We start from the raw sequence: 24,587 nt of genomic DNA on the forward strand, positions 1-24,587 counted from the left end.
GTTATGTACTATATATTTATAGGGGGGCAGCTTTAATTGACGAATAAAAAATTGTTATCATACGCACAAAAGGAAATTTTACAAATAGAACAATTTTATGAGAACACTAGCATTAATAATATTGCTGGTATTGTTCATATGAATAATGGTTTAGGATATGACGAAGTAAATGAAGCCTTCAATAAAATCATAGAGCAACATGACACTTTAAGAATAAGAGTTACTAGAGAAGAAGGAGAATACAAGCAGTATCTAGTGGACTATGAACATCAAGATTTTGAGTTTGTAGATTTTTATCAAGATGAAGTTGGCTATGATAAGTGGGTTCGAGAAAGTGCTACTATGAATATCTTTAACTTGGATGAACCACTTTATAGAGTGATAATAGCGAAAGCGCCTCAGGGACATTATGTAATATTCTTGTTACAACACCATTTAATTAGTGATGCATGGGGTGTAACAATTGTTGTAGATAACCTATCTAAAAAATTAGTGGGTAAAGAAGATAAAGAGACAGAAAGTGCAGCCTATTTTGAAGCAATTTCTACAGAAATGGATTATGAAACAACTAAGCGTTTCACAAAAGATAAAGATTTTTGGTTAGAAAAATTAGAAAATTTCGAAGACAACATCCTCTTTGAGAAGACAACATTGGACAGTGCAGTTGGTAAGAGAATAAGTATTAACTTGTTAGATCAAGATGCTGAAAATGTTAAACGTTTCTGTGAAGAAAATGATGTGAGTATAAGCAACCTTTTTTCAGCAATAATGCATATAATTAAACATAAAAAAACATTGTCTAAAACTAATTCTGTTGGATTGCTGATACATAATAGGAATAATCGAAAAGAGAAAACTTCCACAGGAGTATTTTCAAGAGTATTACCCATAATCGTTGAAATGGACAAAGAAGCAACTGTTAAATCTTACTTAAACAAGATTAAGCTAGAAAGTCTTAATGTATTAAAACATAGAAAATACCCATACGAGTATATTGTTGAAAATAGTGGGAACAAAAAAGGTTTAGTAGACTGCTTTGTGTCCTTCCAAAATGCACAATACGATGCTGAATTTATGAATGATGGTTTCCTAGATGAATGGTTAGACAACGGGACAAACAATGCGCCATTAAGTGTCAACATTAGTAATAGAAGCAGTAAAAATGGCTTAGATATAGATTATGATTATCAAATTGATGTATTGGATGAAGCAGGTGTTTATCAATTACATGAGACGATCTTACATGTCTTGAATAGCATGATTGAAGCACCGGAACGCAAAATTAAAGACATTGAAATTGTCTCTGGTGAGGAAAGAGAAACGATTTTAAATGACTTTAACAATACGGATTTAGCATTGAATAACAGTCAATCATTTATCGAAAGATTTGAAGAACAAGTATCTAAATTTCCAAACAAAACAGCAATCAAATATGAAGGAGAAAGTCTAACTTATAAAGCGTTCAATGCCAAGGTCAATCAAATGGCATATCGTTTGCGTTCTGAAGGAGTCGAATCAGAGTCTCTTGTTGCTGTAATGGCTAACAGAAGCCTAGAAATGTTAGTGGCTATCTATGGAATTATCAAAGCAGGTGGTGCTTATGTTCCAATAGACCCTAATTATCCAGCGGACCGTATTAACTACATTTTAGAAGATAGCCAAGCAACAGTACTCTTGACAGATAATGAGTTGCAAGAAACAATCTCATATGACCATAAAGTGATTGATATCTCTAATAATGAGACATTAGCCTCACTCCCTACTGCCAATTTAGAGCATATTACAGATGTAAACAATTTAATGTATGTCATCTATACATCAGGGACAACAGGTAAGCCTAAAGGGGTTCTTGTTTCAGGAGAAAGTTTAATGAACCGTTTGAATTGGCTTATAGATAAGTATGGTATTGGCAATGAAGATATAGTCTTCTTCAAAACACCATTTACGTTTGACGTATCTGTATGGGAAGTATTTGGATTCGGAATGATTGGTGCCCAAGCAGTACTATTACCTTCAGGTGAAGAAGGTAACCCTGAAAAAATTACCTCAGTTATACAAAATGACACGCCTACAATGGTCCACTTTGTGCCATCAATGTTTAACGTGTTTATTAACTTTATTAAAGCGACAAACCAAACACAAATGATTTCGAGTCTAAGATATGTCTTAGCGAGTGGAGAAGCGCTAAAACCGAGTATCGTAAATCAATTTAACGAGCTTATTGGTAGTAAAAATAGTACACAATTAATAAATTTATATGGCCCAACAGAAGCAACAATTGATGTTACGAGTTTTGACTTTGACCATAATGTTAAATATGACGTAGTGCCAATTGGTAAGCCGATTGCCAACACGCAAGCTTATATTTTAAATGAAGATAACAATGTAATGGGTATTGGCGTACCAGGTGAATTGTGTATTGGGGGTATCAACGTTACAAGAGGTTACTTGAATCGTCCTGAATTAACACAAGAAAAATTCGTTGATAATCCATTTGGAGAGGGCAAAATATACCGTACAGGAGATTTGGCTCAATGGAATAATGACGGCAATATTTCTTATCTAGGTCGTATAGATGAGCAAGTTAAAATTCGTGGTTACCGTATTGAATTAGGTGAAATCGAGAGTATCTTGCGTAAGAATGATGACATTTTAAATGTTGCAGTTGTTGCTAAGCCTATTATTGATGATGAGTTATCAATTTGTACTTATATTGTTTCAGACCAAACAATAGATTTCGAAGCATTAAAAGCTGAATTAAGCCAACAATTACCTGAATATATGGTACCAACTTATATGATGCAAGTTGAGGAGTTACCTGTATCTTCAAGTGGTAAGCTAAATAAAAAAGCTCTACCAGAAATAAAAGTAGGGAATTTGGAGTATGTTGCGCCTAGAAATGATATGGAAGCGATGGTCGTTGATATATTTAGCGCTACATTAAATATAGAACGCGTAAGTATCTTTGATAATTTCTTTGAAATTGGTGGACATTCACTTAAAGCAATTAGTGTAATAAATGAAATTGAAAGTAAAACTAATAAGCGTTTACCTCTGAAAAAAATATTTGATAATCCAACAGCTGCTCTACTTTCAAAAGTGATTGATAATGAAGTGAGCGATGCGATTGAACGCCGTATTCCTTTAGCAGAAACTAAACCGTATTATCTCACTTCTTCACCACAAAAACGTTTATACGTTTTAAATGAAATGGTAGAGGGACAAACTGCTTACAATATGGCGAGTATGTTAGAAATTCGAGGTGAGGTTGATGTAGAACGTGTGAGAAATACGTTCCAAGCACTAGTAGATCGTCATGAAGCATTGAGAACACACTTTGACACTGTCGATGGTGAACCAGTTCAAATCATTGATGATGAAGGCAGCATTCAGATTGATTATGAAGAAACGCAAACGGAAGATTATGATACGTTGTTGAGTGATTTTGTTAAACCGTTTGATTTAACAACCGCACCTTTATTAAGAGTTAAAGTTGTTAAATGTGCAGAAAAACAATACATTTTATTATTTGATATGCATCATATTATTTCTGATGGTTTCTCTATTAATCTCATCATCAAAGAATTCACAGCACTGTATAAAGGCCGTACATTAGATGAATTAACAGTACAATACAAAGATTATAGTGAGTGGATGCGTTCGCGTGATTTAGCTGAACAACGTCAATTCTGGGTATCTCAATTTAAAGAAGAAGCACCAGTACTAGACTTACCATACGATTATGCTAGACCAAATCAACAAAGCTTTACAGGTAGAACAGTAAGTATGGATATGCCAGAAAAGACAAGAAATGCTATTAATCAACTGTCTCAAGCTACTGGTACTACAGATTATATGATTCTATTGTCATCGTTTATGGTGTTATTGCATAAATATAGTAGACAAGAAGATATTGTTGTAGGTAGTCCGATTTCTGGTCGTACACACAAAGATACAGAAAATATGCTAGGTATGTTTGTTAATACATTGGCAATGCGTTCTAATCCAGAACGTAACAAGTCATTTGAACAATTGTTAGCAGAAGTTAAAGATACATCATTACAAGCTTTTGATAATCAAGAATATCCGTTAGAGGCACTTGTAGATGAAATTGTAGAAAAACGTGATTTAACACGTAATCCATTATTTGATGTGCTCTTTACATTACAAAACAATGAAAATGAAAGTTTCCAAATCGATGATTGGTCAACAGAGCAAAAAGAGGCTTCGTTTACTAATGCAAAATTTGATTTGAGTATGACGGTTTATGACAATAATGGTTATAAAATTGCCTTAGAATACGCACAAGAACTATTTGAACAAGATACGATTGAGCGTATGTTAACACACTTTATGGAATTACTTTCAAATATAGCAGATCAACCAACATCTAAGATTAGTGAAATTGAAATGGTGACACAAAATGAAAGAGACGTTATATTTAATGACTTTAATAATACGGCGGTGCCATTTAATAACACGCAAACATTTGTTGAGCGTTTTGAAAATCAAGTTGCGAAGACACCAGATAAAACAGCAATTTCATATGAAGGTGAAAGTTTAAGTTACCACGCATTAAATGAACGTGCGAACCAATTAGCATATCAACTACGTAATGAAGGCGTGACAGCAAATTCTCTAGTCGCATTAATGACAAATCGCCGCTTAGAAATGATTATCGGCATATACGGTATTCTTAAAGCGGGTGGCGCATATGTACCTGTGGATCCAAATTATCCTAAAGATCGTATTAATTATATTTTAGAGGATAGCCAAGCAACTGTATTATTGACTGATAGAACACCAGATAGTGACATTACTTATGATAATACAGTGATTGATATCACTAAGAACCAGGTACTGAAAACGTTGCCGACAACTAATTTAGAGCATATCACTGATGTCTCTAATTTAATGTATGTTATCTATACATCTGGAACAACTGGTCGTCCGAAAGGCGTTTTAGTTGCTGGTGAAAGCGTAATGAATAGACTGAACTGGGTTTATGATAAATATCATATCGATAGCGATGATATTATTTGTTTCAAGACGCCATTTACCTTTGATGTATCAGTTTGGGAAATTTTCGGTTTTGCAATGGTTGGTGCACAAGCTGTGCTATTACCTTCAGGAGAAGAAGGTAATCCTGAACAAATTACTTCTCTAATACAAACATCTGAAGCAACAATGGTCCACTTTGTGCCATCTATGTTTAATGTATTTATTAATTACATTAAAGGTACAAAGCAAGCACACTTAGTTTCTAGCTTAAGATATGTTTTAGCAAGTGGTGAGGCACTTAAACCAGAATTAGTAAACCAGTTTAATGAATATATAGGTGGAAAAAATAATACACAATTGATTAACTTGTATGGCCCTACTGAAGCAACGATTGATGTAACAAGTTTTGAAACATATAGTGATGTTCACTATACGAATATTCCAATCGGTAAACCAATTGCCAATACACAAGCTTATATTTTAGATGAAGATAACCATGTTATGGGTATTGGTGTTTCTGGAGAGCTTGTAATAGGCGGGGTCAATGTTACAGAAGGTTATTTAAACCGCCCTGAATTAACGCAAGAAAAATTTGTCGACAATCCATTTGGTGAAGGCAAACTGTATCGTACAGGAGATTTAGCTCGATGGAATGCTGACGGTAATATTTCATATTCTGGTCGTATCGATGAACAAGTTAAAATTCGTGGTTACCGTATTGAATTAGGCGAAATTGAAAGTGTCTTACGTCAGAATAAGGCTATTTTAGATGTAGCAGTTATCACGAAACCTATGGTTGATGGAGAATTAGCAATTTGTGTTTATATAGTGTCGGATCAAGTTATTGACTTTGATGCAGTAAAAACAGAATTAAACCATAAATTACCAGACTATATGGTTCCATCTTATATGACTCAAATAGATGAACTACCAGTATCTTCAAGTGGTAAGTTAAACAAACGTGCGTTACCAGAAATTAAAGTTGAAGGTAAGGTTTATGTAGCACCTGAAACTGAAACAGAATCTATGTTAGCTTCTATTTTTGAGTCTGTTTTAAATATTGAGAAGGTAAGTACAAATGATAACTTCTTTGAAATTGGTGGTCATTCGTTAAAAGCAATCGGTATTATTAATAAGATTGAGAGTGAAGTCGGTAAACGATTACCATTGAAATTAGTGTTCGAAAGTCCTACTATTGTACAACTTGCAAAAGTTGTTGACACATATACTGATAATGGAAATAGTCAAAGTATCCCTCAAGCTGAAAGTAAACCGTATTACTTAGCATCTTCACCACAAAAACGTCTATATGTTTTAAACGAAATGGTAGATGGTCAAACAGCGTATAACATGCCGAGCGTGTTAGAAATTCAAGGTAATGTTGATGTATCACGTGTAGAGGATGTATTCCAAAAATTAGTAGATCGTCACGAAGCGTTAAGAACACATTTTGAAACGATAAAAGGTGAGCCCGTTCAAGTAATTAATGACTCAGCAACTATCGTTGTAGATTACCAAGAAATTAATGCAGAAGACGAATTTGCTATACTAAATGAATTTGTCCAACCGTTTGATTTAGGTCAAGCTCCGTTATTAAGAGTTAAAATAGCTAAAATAGCTGAACAACGCTATGTACTACTTTATGACATGCATCATATTATTTCTGATGGTTTCTCAATCAACATTATCATGAAAGAATTCTCTGCTTTATATCATGAACAAGCGTTAGAGCCATTAAGCGTACAATACAAAGATTATAGTGAGTGGATGCAAGCGCGTGATTTAAACGACCAACGTGAATTTTGGTTATCTCAATTTGAAGATGAAGCTCCTGTCTTAGATTTACCTTATGATTACGCTAGACCTAATCAGCAAAGCTTTACTGGAAAAACAGTGAGTTTGGAAATGCCTGAGGACGTTCAAAAGGCTATCCATCAATTGTCTCAAACAACAGGCAGTACGGATTATATGATTCTGTTGTCATCATTCATGGTGCTATTGCATAAATATAGTAGACAAGAGGATGTTGTCGTAGGTAGTCCTATTTCAGGACGTACACATAGAGATACTGAGGATATGCTAGGTATGTTTGTTAATACTTTAGCAATGCGTTCGTATCCAGAAAGAAATAAGACATTTAGCCAATTATTAGATGAAGTTAGAGAGCTAGCTTTAAAAGCTTACGATAACCAAGAGTATCCTTTAGAAGCATTGTTAGATGAAGTTGTAGAAAAACGTGATTTAACACGTAACCCTCTATTTGATGTGTTGTTCACATTACAAAATAATGACAAGCAAAGCTTACAAATAGATGATTGGTTAATACAGAAAAAAGAAACTTCAAATACAAACGCAAAATTTGATTTGAGTATGACAATTCATGAAAACGAAGATTATAAAGTCTCATTAGAATATGCACAAGAGTTGTTTAGTGAAGATACAGTAGAGCGCATGTTAGCGCATTTTGTAGAAATAATTTCTAGTGTAGTGCGTCGTCCTGAACAGAATATCAGTGATATTGAAATAATCACTGATGCTGAAAGAGAAACAATTCTAAATCAATTCAATGATACAGAATTAGAATTAAATAATACTGTGACTTTTGTAGAACGCTTTGAAAAACAAGTGGAACAAACTCCAAATAAAACTGCAATCACATTTGAAGGTGAACACTTAACTTATCAAGCGTTAAATGAACGTGCGAACCAAGTAGCATATCAATTACGCAACGAAGGTGTGAAACCAAATGATTTAGTCGGTATTATGTCTCAACGTCGTTTAGAAATGATGATTGGTATATACGGTATCTTGAAAGCTGGTGGTGCTTATGTGCCATTAGATCCAAATCATCCACATGAACGTACGAATTTTATCTTGCAAGATAGTAATCCGCGTGTCTTACTAACAGATGAAAAAATAGATTATGATATTAAATTTGATAATGAAATCATTAAATTAACAAATAACACAGCACTTAATAATTTACCAACAGAGAATCTGCCTCTTGTAATAGATGAAACAAACTTAATGTATATCATCTATACATCAGGTACGACAGGCAAGCCTAAGGGCGTTATGGTACCTTACAGTAGTGTTATGAATCGCTTGAACTGGATGGTTGATTATTTCGGTTTAGGTACAGAAGATAAAATATTATTTAAAACACCATTTACTTTTGACGTATCTATTTGGGAAGTCTTTGGTTGGGCAGTCATGGGTGGCGAAATTATCATGCTACGCTCAGGAGAAGAGAGTAACCCAGAGAAGATCGCTTCTGTAATCGATCAACACGATATCACAATGACTCATTTTGTTCCATCAATGTTAAGCGTCTTTATCGATTTCATCAAAACAAGTCATAAAGAGTCTGAAATTGCTTCATTAAATCATGTGTTTACAAGTGGTGAAGCATTAAAAGCAGAGCACGTTAACCAATTTAATGATTTAGTTGGTTTAAGAAATCACACATTACTTTACAATTTATATGGACCTACGGAAACGACGGTTGAGGTAACATACTATCCGGTCTTTGCAGGTCAATCATACACAGAAGTACCTATTGGTAAACCTATCGCTAATTCTCAAGCCTATATCATGAATGAAGATAATAATTTATTGGGTATCGGTGTGCCAGGAGAACTTTGTATTGGCGGTATAGCTGTAACAAATGGTTACTTGAATCGTCCAGAGTTAACTGCTGACAAATTTGTGGACAACCCATTTGGTGAAGGTAAAATGTATCGAACTGGTGATTTGGTTAAATGGAGCAAGGATGGCCAAATTGATTATATAGGACGTATTGATGAGCAAGTTAAAATTCGTGGTTATCGTATTGAACTTGGTGAAATCGAAAGTTCAATTGCTCAAATTGATAACATTTCAGAAGTTGCAGTAGTTACACAATCAGACGAAAATAATGCAGATTTAATGATTGCTGCATATGTAGTTTCAGAAAGTGTAGTAGATTTTGATTCCATTAAAACTACGCTTGGTAAACAATTACCTGACTATATGATTCCTACATTGATGATGCAAATTGACAGTTTACCAGTGACTGCGAATGGTAAATTAGATAAAAAAGGATTACCAAAAATTAAGCTTGAAAACAAAGTCTATGTGGAACCAAGAAATGCAACAGAAGCGACGATTGCAGAAGTGTATGGTGAAGTATTAAATCTTGATAACGTTAGTGCTTTGGATAATTTCTTTGAAATAGGCGGACATTCATTAAGAGCGATTAGCGTAATTAATGAAATTGAAAGTAAGATGTCTGTACGTATGCCATTGAAAGTTATTTTCGAAAATCCAACAGTATCACAATTGTCTAAAGCAATTGATAATCATGCTGGCGAATTAAGCAGCCAAACTATCCCATTGGCAGAAACGAAAGCGCACTATTTAGCATCTTCACCACAAAAACGCCTTTATGTTTTAAATGAAATGATGGATGGTCAAACAGCTTATAATATGCCAAGTATGTTAGAAGTTCGTGGAGAAGTAGATGTTGAACGTGTACAAAGTGCATTCCAAAGCTTAGTGAATCGTCATGAAGCATTGAGAACACATTTTGATACGGTAGATAGTGAACCAGTTCAAATCATAGATGAACAGGCAAACATTACGGTTGATTATGAAGAAGTATCGACTGAAGACTATGAACAACTTTTAAATCGCTTTATTAGACCTTTCAATTTAGCGCATGCTCCATTACTTAGAGTGAAAGTAGTTAAATGTGCCGAGCAGCGTTACGTATTGCTATTCGATATGCATCATATTATTTCTGATGGTTTCTCAATCAACATTATCATTAAAGAATTTACTGCTTTATATCACGGACAAGCGTTAGAAACCTTGACTGCGCAATATAAAGATTATAGTGAATGGATGCACACACGTGATTTAAGTGATCAACGCGCCTTCTGGTTATCACAATTTGAAGAAGATGCACCAGTTCTAGATTTACCTTATGATCATGCGCGTTCTATTCAACAAAGTTACACAGGAAAATCTGTAAGTGTTGAAGTACCGGAAGAATTACGTCAAGAGATACAAGAATTATCACAGACAACAGGTAGCACGGACTTTATGATTCTATTGGCTTCATTTAATGTATTATTGCATAAGTATAGTCGCCAAGAAGATATTGTTGTCGGTAGTCCTATTTCAGGAAGAACACACAAAGATACAGAAAATATGCTAGGTATGTTTGTAAATACGTTAGCTATGCGTGCATACCCAGAGAGAAGTAAAACGTTTAATCAATTACTCTCTGAAGTCAAAGATACTGCATTGAAAGCATACGATAATCAAGAATATCCGTTAGAAGCTCTTGTAGATGAAATAGTTGAAACACGTGACTTAACACGTAATCCATTATTTGATGTACTATTCACATTGCAAAACAACGAAACAGAAAGTCTTCAAATAGAAGATTGGTCTATTGAACAGAAAGAACCTTCAACGACTAACGCGAAATTTGATTTAAGTATGACGATTTTTGATGATGATGGTTATAAAATTTCATTGGAGTTTGCAGAAGAATTGTTTAATCAGGATACAGTCGCGCGTATGTTAGATCATTATTTAGAAATATTGAAGCATAGTGTTCAACAACCTGAACAAAAAATCAGTGATCTTCAAATGATTACCAAACAAGAAGAGGCTAAAATATTTAATGAGTTCAATGATACAGCTGTTCCGTTCAACAACACTAAAACTTTTGTGGAAATTTTTGAAGCACAAGTAGCCAAAACACCTAATGAAATAGCTATTACCTATGAAGGTGAAAGTTTAACTTACGCAATGTTAAATGCTAAAGCGAACCAACTTGCGAACTATTTACGTATTGAAGGTGTTCAACCTAATACGCTCGTCGGCTTGATGACGAATCGTCGATTAGAAATGATGATTGGTATCTACGGTATTCTCAAAGCTGGTGGTGCTTATGTTCCTATCGATCCAAACTATCCAAGTGATCGTATCAACTATATTTTAGGAGATAGTCAACCAAACGTACTGTTAACTGACCAAACGTTAGATGCAACAATCGACTTTAATAAAGCCGTATTGAACTTAACAGACGGTTCAGTAGTAGAGACACAATCAACAGATAATTTATCCAAGGTTACAGATGTCAAAGACTTGATGTACGTTATTTATACATCTGGTACAACAGGTAAACCAAAAGGTGTTATGGTACCGTATAAAGGGGTAATGAACCGTCTGCATTGGATGATTGATAAATATTACATCAACAATGAAGATACGATTTTATTTAAGACACCATTTACGTTTGATGTTTCTGTTTGGGAGATATTCGGACCAACTATGGTTGGTGGTCAAGCAATACTCTTACCTTCAGGTGAAGAAAGTAATCCTGAAAAAATAACTTCACTTATTGATTATCACAACATTACAATGGTTCATTTTGTGCCATCTATGTTAGGTGTGTTTATCGACTTTATTAAATCAACTAATAGAGTAGAAGATATTGCTACAGTTAACTATGTACTTGCTAGTGGTGAAGCATTAAAAGCAGAACAAGTAAATCAATTTAATGCTTTAATTGGCGAACCAAACAATTCATTATTGATTGATTTGTATGGTCCAACAGAGGCTTCAATCGAAGTGATTTATTATCCATGTACGCCGGGTGAAACGTATGACAAGATCCCAATTGGTCGTCCAATCGCAAACATTCAGGCTTATATTATGAATGAAGATGAAAGTTTAATGGGAATCGGCGTTCCAGGAGAATTATGTATCGGTGGCGTAGGTGTTACGAAAGGTTACTTAAATCGACCAGATTTGACGGACGAGAAATTTATTGATAATCCATTTGGTGAAGGTAAATTATATCGTACGGGCGACTTGGCAAAATGGAGTACGACAGGTAACGTTGAATATCTTGGCCGTATTGATGAGCAAGTTAAGATTCGTGGTTATCGTATTGAGTTAGGTGAAATTGAAAGTTTATTACGTCAGATTAATCTGATTTCAGACGTAGCAGTTGTTGCTAAACCAATGGCTGGTGAAGAATTGGCAATTTGTGCTTATTTGGTTTCAGATGAAAGTATTGACTTTGATGAGATTAAATCACAACTTAATCAAAATTTACCAGATTATATGGTACCAACATATATGACTCAAATAGATATTTTACCAGTAACATCAAATGGTAAATTAGATAAAAAGCAACTGCCTGAAATCCAGGTTGAAAGTGAAAATTATGTTGCTCCTACAAATGAGATAGAAGAAATGCTCACAAATATTTTTGGTGAAGTATTAAATATTGAACGAGTAAGTATATATGATAATTTCTTTGAAGTAGGAGGACACTCACTAAAAGCCATCAATGTGATTAATAAAATCGAAGGTGAAACTGGTATACGTTTACCATTAAAAGTAATATTTGAAAGTCCTACAGTTGCACAACTTGGAAAAGTATTAAATGACCAGGAAAGTAGCTTGGATGGACAAAATATTCCTACAGCTGAATCGAAGTCATACTATCTGGCATCTTCTCCACAAAAACGCTTATATGTGTTGAATGAAATGGTGCAAGGTCAAACGGCTTACAATATGCCAAGTATGCTAGAAATTAATGGTGTCGTTGATGTAGCACGTGTTGAAGATGTATTCCAAAGCTTAGTGGAACGTCACGAAGTATTGAGAACTCATTTTGAAACGATAGATGGTGAGCCCGTACAAATTATAGATGAACAGGCAAATATAACTGTAGATTATGAAGAAACAGATATAGATGATTATGAAACATTATTGAATAACTTTGTAAGACCATTTAATTTAAGACACTCACCATTATTAAGAGTGAAAATCGTTAAATTGGCTGACAAACGTCATATCTTACTCTTTGATATTCATCATATTATTTCAGATGGTTTCTCTATTAATCTAATTATTAAAGAATTTATCGCACTATATCACGAAAGAACTTTAGAACAGCTAAAAGTACAATACAAAGATTATAGTGAATGGATGCATAGTCGTGATTTAAGTGATCAACGTGCATTCTGGTTGTCTCAATTCGAAGAGGAAGCACCAGTATTAGATCTACCTTATGATCATTCAAGACCTAAACAACAAAGCTTTACAGGTAAAACGATATCAGCTGAAATGCCTAAAGAGACAAGAGATGCATTACATGAATTGGCTCAAAGAACTAATAGTACAGACTATATGATTCTACTGTCTTCATTTATGATTTTATTGCATAAATATAGTAGACAAGAAGATGTGGTTATAGGTAGCCCAATCTCAGGGCGTACACACCAAGATACAGATAATTTATTAGGTATGTTTGTTAATACGTTGCCGATGCGTGCTTATCCTGAAAATAACAAAGCATTCAATCAGTTTTTAGATGAAGTGAGAGATACTGCACTGAAAGCATATGATAATCAAGAGTATCCATTAGAAGAATTAGTGGATGAGGTTGTAGAAAGACGCGACTTAACACGTAACCCACTCTTTGATGTGCTGTTCACGTTACAAAATAATGAAACACAAGATCTTCAAATTGAAGATTGGGACATTAAAGAAAAACAAGCAACAAACACAAAAGCTAAGTTTGATTTAAATATGATGATTGAAGATAACGAAGCATACAAAGTGTCACTAGAATACGCTGCAGAATTATTTGAACCACAAACAGTTGAACGTATGTTGAATCACTATCTGAAAATATTAAGCGAAGTGGTACAACATCCAGCCCAAAATATTAGTGACATTGATATGACTACAGAAGAAGAGAGAACACAAATTCTCGATGCATTTAACGATACGTGTGCCGATTTACCTAATAATCAAACATTTGTTGAACGTTTTGAAAAGCAAGTTGCAAATACACCAAATCAAACAGCTATCACATTTGAAGGTGAAAGTTTAACTTACAAAGAACTTAATGTACGTGTAAACCAACTAGCCCATAAATTACGTGCAGAAGGGGTAGAAGCTAATTCACTTGTAGGTTTAATGACGAATCGTAGCATAGAAATGATGGTAAGTATATACGGAATATTAAAAGCTGGCGGTGCTTATGTACCAATGGATCCTAGTCAACCTAGTGACCGTATTAACTATATCTTGAATGATAGTCAGCCAACATTGTTGATTACAGATCGCCCATTAGATACAAGTATTGAATTTGATAGAAATGTAATTGACGTAACTAAGAAAGATGAATTTGCTAATTTATCAATGGACAATTTAAACCACACTACAGATGTATCTGATTTAATGTATGTAATATATACGTCAGGTACGACAGGTAACCCTAAAGGGGTGGTTGTTCCTTACGAAGGTGTGTTGAACCGTCTGAATTGGATGATTGATGAGTATGACTTTAATGAAGAAGATATCATCATGTTTAAAACACCATATACATTTGATGTATCAGTCTGGGAAATTTTCGGATTCGCTATGGTAGGTGCGCAAGCCGTGTTACTGCCGTCTGGAGAAGAAGGAAATCCAAGTAAAATCACATCATTAATTCAACAACATGCAATCACTATGATTCATTTTGTACCTTCGATGTTAGGTGTGTTTGTTGATTATATTAAATCAACAAATGAAGTGGCTGAAATAGCATCTATTAATATAGTTCTTGCAACAGGTGAGGCACTGAAATCTGAACAAGCAAACCGCTTTAATTCGATAATCGGTCAGCAAAATGATACATTGCTAATTGATTTATATGGTCCGACAGAAGCGTCAATTGAGGTAACTTATAATCCGTTACCACCAAATCAAGAGTACGATATTATAACAATTGGTCGACCAATTGCTAATGTGCAAATGTATGTTCTAAATAATAATAATCAACATACAGGTATCGGCGTTCCAGGAGAGCTTTGTATCGCAGGTGTTGCTGTAACAAATGGTTACCTCAATCGCCCTGAATTAACACAACAACAGTTTATTGATAATCCGTTCGGTGAAGGAAAAGTATACCGTACAGGTGACTTAGCAAAATGGACAACAGATGGAGAAATAGAATATTTAGGTCGTATAGACGAACAAGTTAAAATTCGTGGTTATCGTATTGAACTTGGTGAAATTTCTAGCCACTTATTACGTATTGAAAACATTTCTGATGCAGGTGTCATTGCTAAACCAATGGCTGGCGAAGAACTAGCGATTTGTGCCTACCTTGTTGCTGATCAACCAATTTCATTTGCTGATATTAAGACTGAACTTGCACGCAAAGTACCAGACTATATGGTGCCAGCTTATATGACGCAAATAGAACAATTGCCGGTTACATCTAATGGTAAGTTAAACAAGCGTGCATTACCTGAAATTGAAGTTGAAAGACAGGAGTTTGTTGAACCTAGAAATGAAATCGAAGCAGATGTTGTTCAAGCAATGAAAGAAGTATTAAATACTGATAGCATAAGTGTTTATGACAATTTCTTTGAAATTGGTGGCGATTCTATCATAGCGATTAAACTGACATCGTTATTATCAAAATCGTATAACATTTCAATTAAAGATATTTTCGAACTACAAACGATTGATCGTATCAGTGAGTCTATAGCTGCAAAAGATCAAACAAATATTCTAACTAAGTTAGAAACACTTAAAAATATAGATACTGCACAAGGACATCAATTCAGTAGTGAATTTATTCAAGAAATTAATGAATATAAAGAAGAAAGTGTAGAAAATTATGAAGTTATTAGTTCTGGAGCGGTTAAACAAGGTAAAAATGTATTGCTCACAGGAGCTACTGGATTCTTTGGTATATACATGTTGAACAATTTATTAGAAGATACAGACTTCAATATTTATGTCATGGTAAGAAGTAATAAAGAGGTTAATGGAGAAACGAAATTATATCGTAACTGGATTTATTACTTTGAATCTCAAATTGATCCTGAATATGCAGAAAGAATCCATATCATTGAAGGTAATATCGAGTTAGAAAAACTAGGCATGACATCAGAAACTTACGAGTCTTTATCTCAAAATATTGATATGATTGTGAACGCTGCGGCGAATGTTAGTCACTTTGCGACAACAGATGCTTCATACGGCGCAAACGTTGGCGGTATTGAACAACTAATTCAATTTGCAAAATACAATCAATCTAAAGAGATTCACCACATGTCTACAATTTCTATTGCTTCAGGTAAGGTAGACGACAAAGCACAGTTAACATTTTCAGAACATGACTTAGATTTAGGTCAGGTAATGAATAATGTTTACTTAGATACTAAGATAGAAGCTGAAAAAGTATTGATTGCTAGTAGAGAGCAAGGTGTAGAAACAAATATTTATAGATTGGGTAATTTACAATGTGATTCTCGTACAGGAGTATTCCAGAAGAATGAAGAAAATAATGCTTTCTATAGCATTATAAAATCATTTAGAAATCTAGAAATATTCCCAGATTTAGAAAATGATGATTTAGAATTCACTCCTGTTGATCAGGCAGCTAAAGCATGTAGCCAATTGATTAAAAATAATCAACTAAATAACGAAATCCATCATATATATAATAATAACCACCTTTCACTTAAACAATTGATGCATGTGTATAATCAAAATAATTACCATATTAAAGATGTACAGTGGAATGAATTTGTAGATTACTTAATGCATTGTATTAAAGAAGATGTAATGAGTGATCAAATCAACGATTTCCTATTGCATACAGGTGTACTAGATAACAATATTTTCAACAAATCTCATTTTGAAGTATTAGACTTTAAAACTAATTTCATACTCGAAAAGTTAAACTTCAAGTGGCAACCTACTGAAGATGAAACATTATCTAAAATGATTAGTCACCCAAAAAATAATTTCTAATTACAACTATGAAGTAGCAAAATAACAACTTGCTACTTCATTTGTTTTGATTGATTAAGTGATGTGGAAGTGTGACCGTGAAAATAACGATATATGTATTAAATACGCAGGATTTTGATTATCATAATCTTAAGAGGCATCCTAAATACTCTAAATGGTTTAAGTATTATTGTGTACGAGCGCATACAGGAACGCAATTTGAGCATATTCAATTTGACGAAAATACACATGGTAAACCGTTATTAAAATTACCTAAAGATACACACATCAATGTGTCTCATACAGATGGTTGTTCAGTATGTGTTGTGAGTGATACTAATGTGGGCGTAGATGTGGAAAAAATTGAAAATATAGATTTAGATATTGCCCAAAAATACTTTGCATTATTAGAATATCGATACATTACCGATGCACAAAGTACAATTTCTCAATTTAACCGTTTTTTTGAAGTGTGGACGATGAAAGAATGCTATTTAAAATTACTTGGTATGGGCATGTATAAATCATTAGATTCTTTTTCTATTACACCAGTTCAAGGTCGTTATCAACTTATTGAAACTGAAGATGAAATGATGCAACGGTGTTCATTTTTTCATGATATTTTTTATGGAAAATATGCATTGTCAGTGATTTTAGACGTGGATAACCATGATTTAGAAGTAGAGATGTTAGATATAACAAAGAATTTTAATACAGAATTTATACTTTAAGGGGCGAGTATATGGTTAAAACAACATTATTTTGTATACCATTTGCAGGTGGAAATAAAGCATTATATTATCCAATGAAGAATAATTTACCAAGTTATATTCAATTTAAGCCATTAGAATTACCGGGACGTGGTGAAAGGTTAATCGAAGAGGCGTTAGATAGCATTGATGATATGGTAAATGACTTAGTTAAGCAAATTATTAATGAAAAACCTGAAGAATTTATTCTATTAGGCTACAGTTTAGGGACAATATTAGCATATGAACTTTATTATAAATTGGATCAATTAGGTTATCGACCAAAGCATATGTTCCTCTGTGCGAGTGAACCGATTGGCTATTTGGATAAATATAATGATATAGAAGCTATGGATGATGAAGAATTCAAACAGTTTATAAGAGAAAAGGGCGGTACATCTGAAGAAGTATTAAATCATGAAGAGTTATGGCAACTTGTGAAACCAGCATTGAAAAACGACTTTTTAGCAATCGATTATTATTGCGATAAGCCCAAGGAAAGACAAGTAGATATCAATTTATCAGTATTTGTAGGGAAACAAGATTCCATTTGTGCTCATACTTTGTATAAATGGTCAGACCTGACAAAAGGTAAAGTAGATTATCGATTCTTTGAAGGTGATCATTTCTTTATAAATAATCATTATAAAGACATAAGTGAAGAAGTAAAATTAGTACTTAATAGTTAGATATTTAATTTATTTCAAAATCAGCTTGTTTATTTATTCTGAACGTGTTGACAAATAGTCTATAATTTTATAAGATTAATATTACACATGCACACACACGCAAAGATTTAATACAATGTTTCACACGCATTATAAATCTTTTAATAATAGAAAATAAAAACACATGAATCATAATAAATGATTAATAAACATTAAAATTAGACGGTAATTAAAAAAATAACTTAAAGGGAGGCAGTTACCATGGCAGGTGGACCAAGAAGAGGCGGACGTCGTCGTAAAAAAGTTTGTTATTTCACAGCAAACGGTATTACACACATCGACTATAAAGATACAGAATTATTAAAACGTTTTATCTCAGAACGCGGTAAAATTTTACCACGTCGTGTAACAGGTACTTCAGCTAAATATCAACGTATGTTGACATTAGCTATTAAACGTTCTCGTCATATGGCATTATTACCATATGTTAAAGAAGAACAATAATAGATATTGTATCTGAAAACCCCGTAGGCATATACCTACGGGGTTATTTTTGTTTTATTAGTATTAATAGACATAAAGATTAGTAATTTAATCTATATGTAATTGTTTTTAGTCTAAAATTAAAATAACCATTCAAATTTCTGTATAGTTTTGGCGTTTAAGTTGAATTTTTCTGGATGATTTAGTATTTGGCTTTTATATGAATCAACATTTTGCTTATTACACAAAAGAATATCCATTCCAGATGGTGTTACTAAAGTAGCTGAAAAATTAATGATTAGCACTTCATCATCAATATAAATAATGTTCCACTTGCTCGAAAATAGTTTTAAAATACCTTTGCCTCTCCAAGTGAATTGGTGGTTATCCAGTGTATCGTAACCGACAATGGATTTTGATTTATTTCGTGTTTGGTATGTTACTTCATCAAGAATTCTTAGTCGATGAGATTGTATTATTGAATAAGTGATAGAAGGATTTGTTTTTTTGCCTGAAGTCCACATTTTAAATGTAGAAGCTATAATGTGCCATGTTCCAGGTAAGTATTGTGTATATTGCATACTAATCATTCCTTTTAGTAAGTACTGTTTAAATTATAAAAGTATGTTATTATCGAGCCGTCTTAAAATAGAACATAGGTAGACTGTATTTTGGTTAATAGATGTGATGAACTCCCATTATAATACTTTTATTTACCTTTTTACTTAGAGACTTAAACTATATAATTATAAAGTCAGATGTTTTTTGTAGAAATAATCTTACGACTATAGTAACTGTATTTAAAAGCTTAATATAAAAATGGATTAAACAATATAGGCGTGGCAATACTAATTTTTATATGTTACGCTATATATATGAAGTATCTCCAGTACTTCATCCGTGATAAACCGCCTTTCGGGGCGGTTTATTTTTGGTTGGATCAAGGGGGTTACATGGTTTAATGTTTTTTACAGTATCTTGCTTACTAAAGAAAACCATTAACAGCAGTATTTGAATTTCCTTCAATAAATATTATGTTTCTGATTATTAAGAAAGTGTTTACGTTTTCGAGATAATTTATATTTTACTTATACAAGTAATTAACTTATAATAATTTTGCACGTCTTAGGGCGTGAGTGATTAAATGGGTCAATCTCTTATACGTCCTATGACGTGTAGGAGAACGCAACTCCTTTAATCCTGTGGTCCTCTTAATTGAGGGCCTTTTTTAAATTAATCTTTATTTAATGTTTTCAACATATTATATGGATACAATATTATGTGTTGGGAGTCAAAGTTTATGACAATGCAAAAATTCACTGATATTCAAAAAGAACGTATCATAAGCATTATTGAGTCAAAGGCTACAAACAAAGGTATTTGTAATTGTTATAACCCTAACATGAGAGTATTGGATGGCCAATATTATTTACCATTACTATCTGCTACTTACGGTAATGAACCCATTACGTTGATAAACGTTTTGTGTGAAAATTGTGGTAGATTAAGAACATATTCAAAAGATTTCTTTGAAAATAACTGACTGTTTTACATTATATAATTATTACAGATAAATATAGATACCATATAATCGACAAACCATTTGCTAATTTTAGCGTGTGGTTTGTTTTTTAATGCCTTAAAACTTAATGTATCTAGAAAGTAATGAAATACTACGATGCGTTTTTTGAGACAATAAAAAGGGTAGCGTATTATAAAGACTACGCAAGTGACCATTCCTCTATTTATCAGTTTACTGAGTAACTATTTCTAATTAATTGTTCATGAAGCATTTTTTAACAAATAAGTGAAATCATAATTTAATAAAAGTGTGTGAGGTGATGAAGATGGCCGTAATAGCATTGGTTTTACATTTAGTGTGTTTATTATTAGTGTTAATTGCAGGTTTTGTGGCATTAAAAGAATTTAGAAAATCATATAAAGAACGTAACCAAAGGAAAATTGATACTTTACTTGTGTTTGTACTTATAGTTGCATTAATTGCGATATTATCAAGTGTAATTATGGATTTATAATTTTTGAGCAGGATACAAAGTTGTAATTCTCAACACGTACCAATGTAGAGTTTAAGGACAATAAATTTAATGATAAACAAATGTATAATTAGTGAATGTGGTGAGAGTAAGATAATGAAGTTAAAGTTATTTGTGATTTCATTATCTTACTCATTTTTATTATATTTAAAGCACTTAATATATAGAATATCCAAAAAATAGTACGAAATTATAAAGGTTTTTGTAAATATTTGGATAATATTATAAACTATAAGAATAAGATGAATTAATTAATATAGACGTTGCGATAAAATAGTGTTCTATAATAAAAGGAGTGTTTTAAATGAAGTATAGGTTAAGTTTATCATTAATAGTAGCGACGAGCTTAGTACTAAGTACTACAGTAGCATATGCACAGGAAGATAATGGAAAGCAAACGACAGAAAAAGATAAGAAAGAGAATACAAGCAAGCCAATCGATTTTGATAAAGCACAAAAGATGAGTCCTCAAGCTTTAAAAGACCAACTAACACCTGAAGATTTACGATTACATAATAAGGTTGCAGAGCATAATTCTAATTCAGTAGAAATGCGTACTTTTGCAAATAGATCTTATCAAGACGTAAATACATATATTGCAAATAATAATATTAAACCGGCGCAAATCGTTCAAGATCCACGTATTAATAATTTACCAAAATATAATTATAAATCAGGAAAATTTATAGGAGTTGTTATACATGAAACAGCTAACCCTAATAGTACGATTGAAGGCGAAGTAAACTATATGTATAACAATTATCAGAGTGCTTTTGTACATGCTTATGCAAGTAGTGATAAAATTATTCAAACAGCACCAAGTAATTATTTAGCTTGGGGTGCAGGCGCGAATGCAAACCCGTATTTCTATCAAATAGAGTTGACGAGGTCAAATACATTTGATGGTTTTGCTAAATCTGTAAATAACCAAGCTTATTTAGCTGCTAAAATGTTGAAACAAAATGGATTGGCTCCATCATTGGCAGATAATAATCAAGGTACAGGTACAATTATTAGTCACAATGCTATTAGTGAATATTGGGGTGGCACGGATCATACAGACCCAGTAGGTTATTTCAATCAATGGGGATATAACATGGACCAATTTTATAGTTTAGTTCAAAAACACTATAAAGCACTAAACGGTGGCGGTAATGATGACGCAATAACTGGCTCAACTTACAAAGTGGCTAAAGGAGATACATTATATAGTATATCAAGACGAAGCGGTGTAGCCATCGATGACATTAAGAAATGGAATAATTTAAGCAATAACACATTATCAGTAGGACAAACATTAAAATTAAAAGCGCCAAGTAATAGTGGTACGATAACTGGAGATACGCATAAAGTAGTCGCTGGCGATACTTTGTATAATATTTCTAAAAGAAGTAATGTAAGCGTTGAAAATATCAAGAAATGGAATAACTTGAAAAATGATAGTATTAGCAAGGGACAAACATTATATTTAGTGAAAACATACACTGTGAAGAAAGGCGATACTTTGTATAGTATAGCTAAAAATCAAAAGACAACAGTAGACAAAATTAAATCAGACAATAAGTTGGATTCTAATAGTATTAAAGTAGGACAAATATTAAAAATTAAATAAGTGAAGAAGAACATTAGTAAACGAAACGACACTCCACGATTTGTTGATATCAACAAATCGTGGAGTGTCATTTTTGATTATTTTTCGTTTATTATTTCATCGTTATCTCTATCTTTGGATGAATCATAACCGGGCATATCTTTTGTTATTTCACCTGGCTTAGGTATGTCGACATCTGGAGTTTTTGGTAAATCATTCTTTTCAGGTGCATCAATGTCTGGTGCATTAGTATCAGGTATACCAACTTTTATACTTTTTATTCTAGTTGCATTACTTATTTATACATTAATTAAAGAGATTGTTAAATATAAAAAAAATAAAGAAAAAACGAATCATAATGCGCTATTTACTAAACCAGCGCTCATTATAATGATCATAACTGTAGGCATAGCGATATTTATTTTAGTGTTAAATAAGATGGGATTTTTCTTATCATGTTTATTTTTAACACCTTTACTATTATTATTATTAGGCTCAAAAAGTAAGATTCAAATTATTAGTTTTTCTGTAGGTATTCCAATACTTTTTACGTTCTTGTTTGGAAACATATTGAGTATACCACTACCAAAAGGGATTGGTATTTTTTCTGAAATTAGTAATTTTATATATTGAGACATGGAGGTGTAATGAATGAATATAAACTTATTGAAAGATTCTTTTTTAACGATAATTGAACCTACCAATATTATGTTAGTTGTGTTAGGTTTATTAGTTGGGATATTCTTAGGGGCATTGCCAGGGATAGGATCTTCTATGGCGATTGTATTAGCACTACCTTTTACTTATTTCTTAGATGTATTGCCGGCTATTACATTTTTATCAACAATTTATGTTGGGTCGGCTTATGGAGGGTCTATTACAGCGATACTTTTCAATACACCTGGGACGCCAGAAGCGGTGGCTACGACTTTTGATGGTCATCCTATGTCTCAGCAAGGAAAGTCGAAAAAAGCTTTGGGTTTAGCGATTAGCAGTTCTGCATTCGGTGGTATATTTGCAGTAATTTTAATGTTTTCCCTGGCTTCTATACTTTCAGAGGTTGCATTTAAGATACATGCTTCAGAATATTTTGCGTTAGCCATTTTAGGCATGACCGTCATTTCTGCTTTAGGGACGAGTAATATGGTTAAAGCTATTATATCAGGGCTTATTGGTATTGTTATTTCAACTATAGGTTTAGATCCATTAACAGCTACAGATAGATTTACATTTAACACTTTAGAATTGATGAATGGAATTGACTATATTCCAATTATGATTGGCGCATTTGCATCAGGTGAAGTATTTTCACAAGTTACTAACAATAATCCACAAAATTTAAATACATCTTCAAAATTATCACAAGGTGTGTTTAAGTTTAAAGACTTTTTTGTATATAAATGGACTGCTTTAAAATCAGCGACAATAGGTAGTCTGCTGGGGATTTTGCCTGGGACAGGTGGAGCAATAGCTTCTTTTGTAAGTTATGGAGTAGCTATGAAAACAGATAAAAATCCAGAAGAATTCGGAAAAGGGAAAACAGAAGGTGTAGTTGCACCTGAAACATCTAATAATGCAGCAGCTGGAGTTTCAATGATTCCTACACTAATTCTTGGAATACCAGGTAGTCCAACAACTGCAGTAATATTAGCAGCTTTAGTGCTTCAAGGTGTACAGCCAGGGCCACAACTCATGGCGGATCAGCCTATACTTTTATATTCAATATTTTTAGCTATGTTATTCGCAAGTATCATGACATTGGTTGCTGGTAGAGCGGGCGTCCAAGTATTTACATTATTATTAAAAGCACCTTACAGTATTATAGCTACATTTATTATTATACTTTCTCTACTCGGTGCATATGCTACAAACAATGACTTATTGAATGTTTGGATTATGCTATTATTTGGTGTTGTAGGATATTTAATGAAAATATATCATTTCTCAATTGCTTCATTAATTTTAGGAATTGTACTAGGTTCGTTGATGGAAACATCATTAAGAAGACATTTGTTAATTAACAATGGGGAGTTTTTATCATTATTCCATTCTCCGATTACAGTTATTTTATTGCTTATCAGTGTTCTAATCATTGTAGCACCAATTATTATGGATAAGAAAAAAGCAAAATCATCGAATTCTAATTAAGTATTTTAATAGATAATAATAGTTAGAAGTTATTATACCTACAATTTTAATCATTCAGAAAAATAAAAATGATGATTTCCAT

The 24,587-nt window shown here is 33.0% G+C and carries 10 protein-coding genes; 9 read left to right on the forward strand and 1 reads right to left on the reverse strand.

The window, feature by feature from the left end:
* Positions 1 to 36 precede the first annotated feature (36 nt).
* From ACSUE0_RS02205 to rpsR, 4 genes are all read left to right on the forward strand, one after another.
* Positions 37 to 16,833 carry a non-ribosomal peptide synthase/polyketide synthase gene (locus ACSUE0_RS02205; protein ID WP_436955878.1) on the forward strand — a complete coding sequence of 5,599 codons (16,797 nt, stop codon included), beginning with the start codon at positions 37 to 39 and terminating at the stop codon, positions 16,831 to 16,833.
* Between the two features lie 77 nt (positions 16,834 to 16,910).
* Positions 16,911 to 17,543, forward strand: coding sequence for a 4'-phosphopantetheinyl transferase family protein (locus ACSUE0_RS02210; RefSeq protein ID WP_182475148.1), 633 nt, complete (start codon positions 16,911 to 16,913; stop codon positions 17,541 to 17,543).
* A gap of 11 nt (positions 17,544 to 17,554) precedes the next feature.
* Complete coding sequence (locus ACSUE0_RS02215) at positions 17,555 to 18,250, forward strand: thioesterase II family protein (protein ID WP_119613822.1); 696 nt, start codon at positions 17,555 to 17,557, stop codon at positions 18,248 to 18,250.
* Positions 18,251 to 18,490: 240 nt separating this feature from the next.
* Positions 18,491 to 18,733: a 30S ribosomal protein S18 gene (gene rpsR / locus ACSUE0_RS02220; RefSeq protein WP_002484306.1), complete on the forward strand. Its 243-nt coding sequence runs from the start codon at positions 18,491 to 18,493 to the stop codon at positions 18,731 to 18,733.
* A gap of 119 nt (positions 18,734 to 18,852) precedes the next feature.
* Here the strand turns inward: rpsR and ACSUE0_RS02225 are convergent, their stop codons facing one another.
* Positions 18,853 to 19,293: a hypothetical protein gene (locus ACSUE0_RS02225; protein ID WP_119613821.1), complete on the reverse strand. Its 441-nt coding sequence runs from the start codon at positions 19,291 to 19,293 to the stop codon at positions 18,853 to 18,855.
* Between the two features lie 719 nt (positions 19,294 to 20,012).
* Here ACSUE0_RS02225 and ACSUE0_RS02230 point away from each other — a divergent pair.
* From ACSUE0_RS02230 to ACSUE0_RS02250, 5 genes are all read left to right on the forward strand, one after another.
* Positions 20,013 to 20,255 (forward strand): hypothetical protein, encoded by a 243-nt coding sequence (locus ACSUE0_RS02230; RefSeq protein WP_119613820.1) that lies wholly within the window; start codon positions 20,013 to 20,015, stop codon positions 20,253 to 20,255.
* A 304-nt stretch (positions 20,256 to 20,559) separates the two neighbouring features.
* Positions 20,560 to 20,748 carry a hypothetical protein gene (locus ACSUE0_RS02235; protein WP_017723380.1) on the forward strand — a complete coding sequence of 63 codons (189 nt, stop codon included), beginning with the start codon at positions 20,560 to 20,562 and terminating at the stop codon, positions 20,746 to 20,748.
* 322 nt (positions 20,749 to 21,070) lie between these two features.
* The gene (locus ACSUE0_RS02240) at positions 21,071 to 22,378 is read left to right on the forward strand and encodes a LysM peptidoglycan-binding domain-containing protein (protein ID WP_436955882.1); all 1,308 of its coding nucleotides are present in this window, start codon (positions 21,071 to 21,073) and stop codon (positions 22,376 to 22,378) included.
* Between the two features lie 165 nt (positions 22,379 to 22,543).
* A complete protein-coding gene (locus tag ACSUE0_RS02245) occupies positions 22,544 to 22,990 on the forward strand; it encodes a tripartite tricarboxylate transporter TctB family protein (protein WP_436955884.1) in 447 nt (148 codons plus the stop codon).
* 18 nt (positions 22,991 to 23,008) lie between these two features.
* The gene (locus ACSUE0_RS02250) at positions 23,009 to 24,505 is read left to right on the forward strand and encodes a tripartite tricarboxylate transporter permease (RefSeq protein WP_436955885.1); all 1,497 of its coding nucleotides are present in this window, start codon (positions 23,009 to 23,011) and stop codon (positions 24,503 to 24,505) included.
* Positions 24,506 to 24,587 lie beyond the last annotated feature (82 nt).

It is taken from the genome of Staphylococcus sp. AS1337 (assembly GCF_051408735.1).
GTDB classification, from domain to species: domain Bacteria; phylum Bacillota; class Bacilli; order Staphylococcales; family Staphylococcaceae; genus Staphylococcus; species Staphylococcus xylosus_B.

What these genes read in the sequence shown, in the direction of transcription:
- ACSUE0_RS02240 (WP_436955882.1), top strand. Translation starts at nt 21,071, where the DNA reads ATGAAGTATAGGTTAAGTTTATCATTAATAGTAGCGACGAGCTTAGTA.
- ACSUE0_RS02230 (WP_119613820.1), top strand. Translation starts at nt 20,013, where the DNA reads ATGACAATGCAAAAATTCACTGATATTCAAAAAGAACGTATCATAAGC.
- ACSUE0_RS02225 (WP_119613821.1), bottom strand. Translation starts at nt 19,293, where the DNA reads ATGCAATATACACAATACTTACCTGGAACATGGCACATTATAGCTTCT.
- rpsR (WP_002484306.1), top strand. Translation starts at nt 18,491, where the DNA reads ATGGCAGGTGGACCAAGAAGAGGCGGACGTCGTCGTAAAAAAGTTTGT.
- ACSUE0_RS02235 (WP_017723380.1), top strand. Translation starts at nt 20,560, where the DNA reads ATGGCCGTAATAGCATTGGTTTTACATTTAGTGTGTTTATTATTAGTG.
- ACSUE0_RS02215 (WP_119613822.1), top strand. Translation starts at nt 17,555, where the DNA reads ATGGTTAAAACAACATTATTTTGTATACCATTTGCAGGTGGAAATAAA.
- ACSUE0_RS02250 (WP_436955885.1), top strand. Translation starts at nt 23,009, where the DNA reads ATGAATATAAACTTATTGAAAGATTCTTTTTTAACGATAATTGAACCT.
- ACSUE0_RS02245 (WP_436955884.1), top strand. Translation starts at nt 22,544, where the DNA reads ATGTCGACATCTGGAGTTTTTGGTAAATCATTCTTTTCAGGTGCATCA.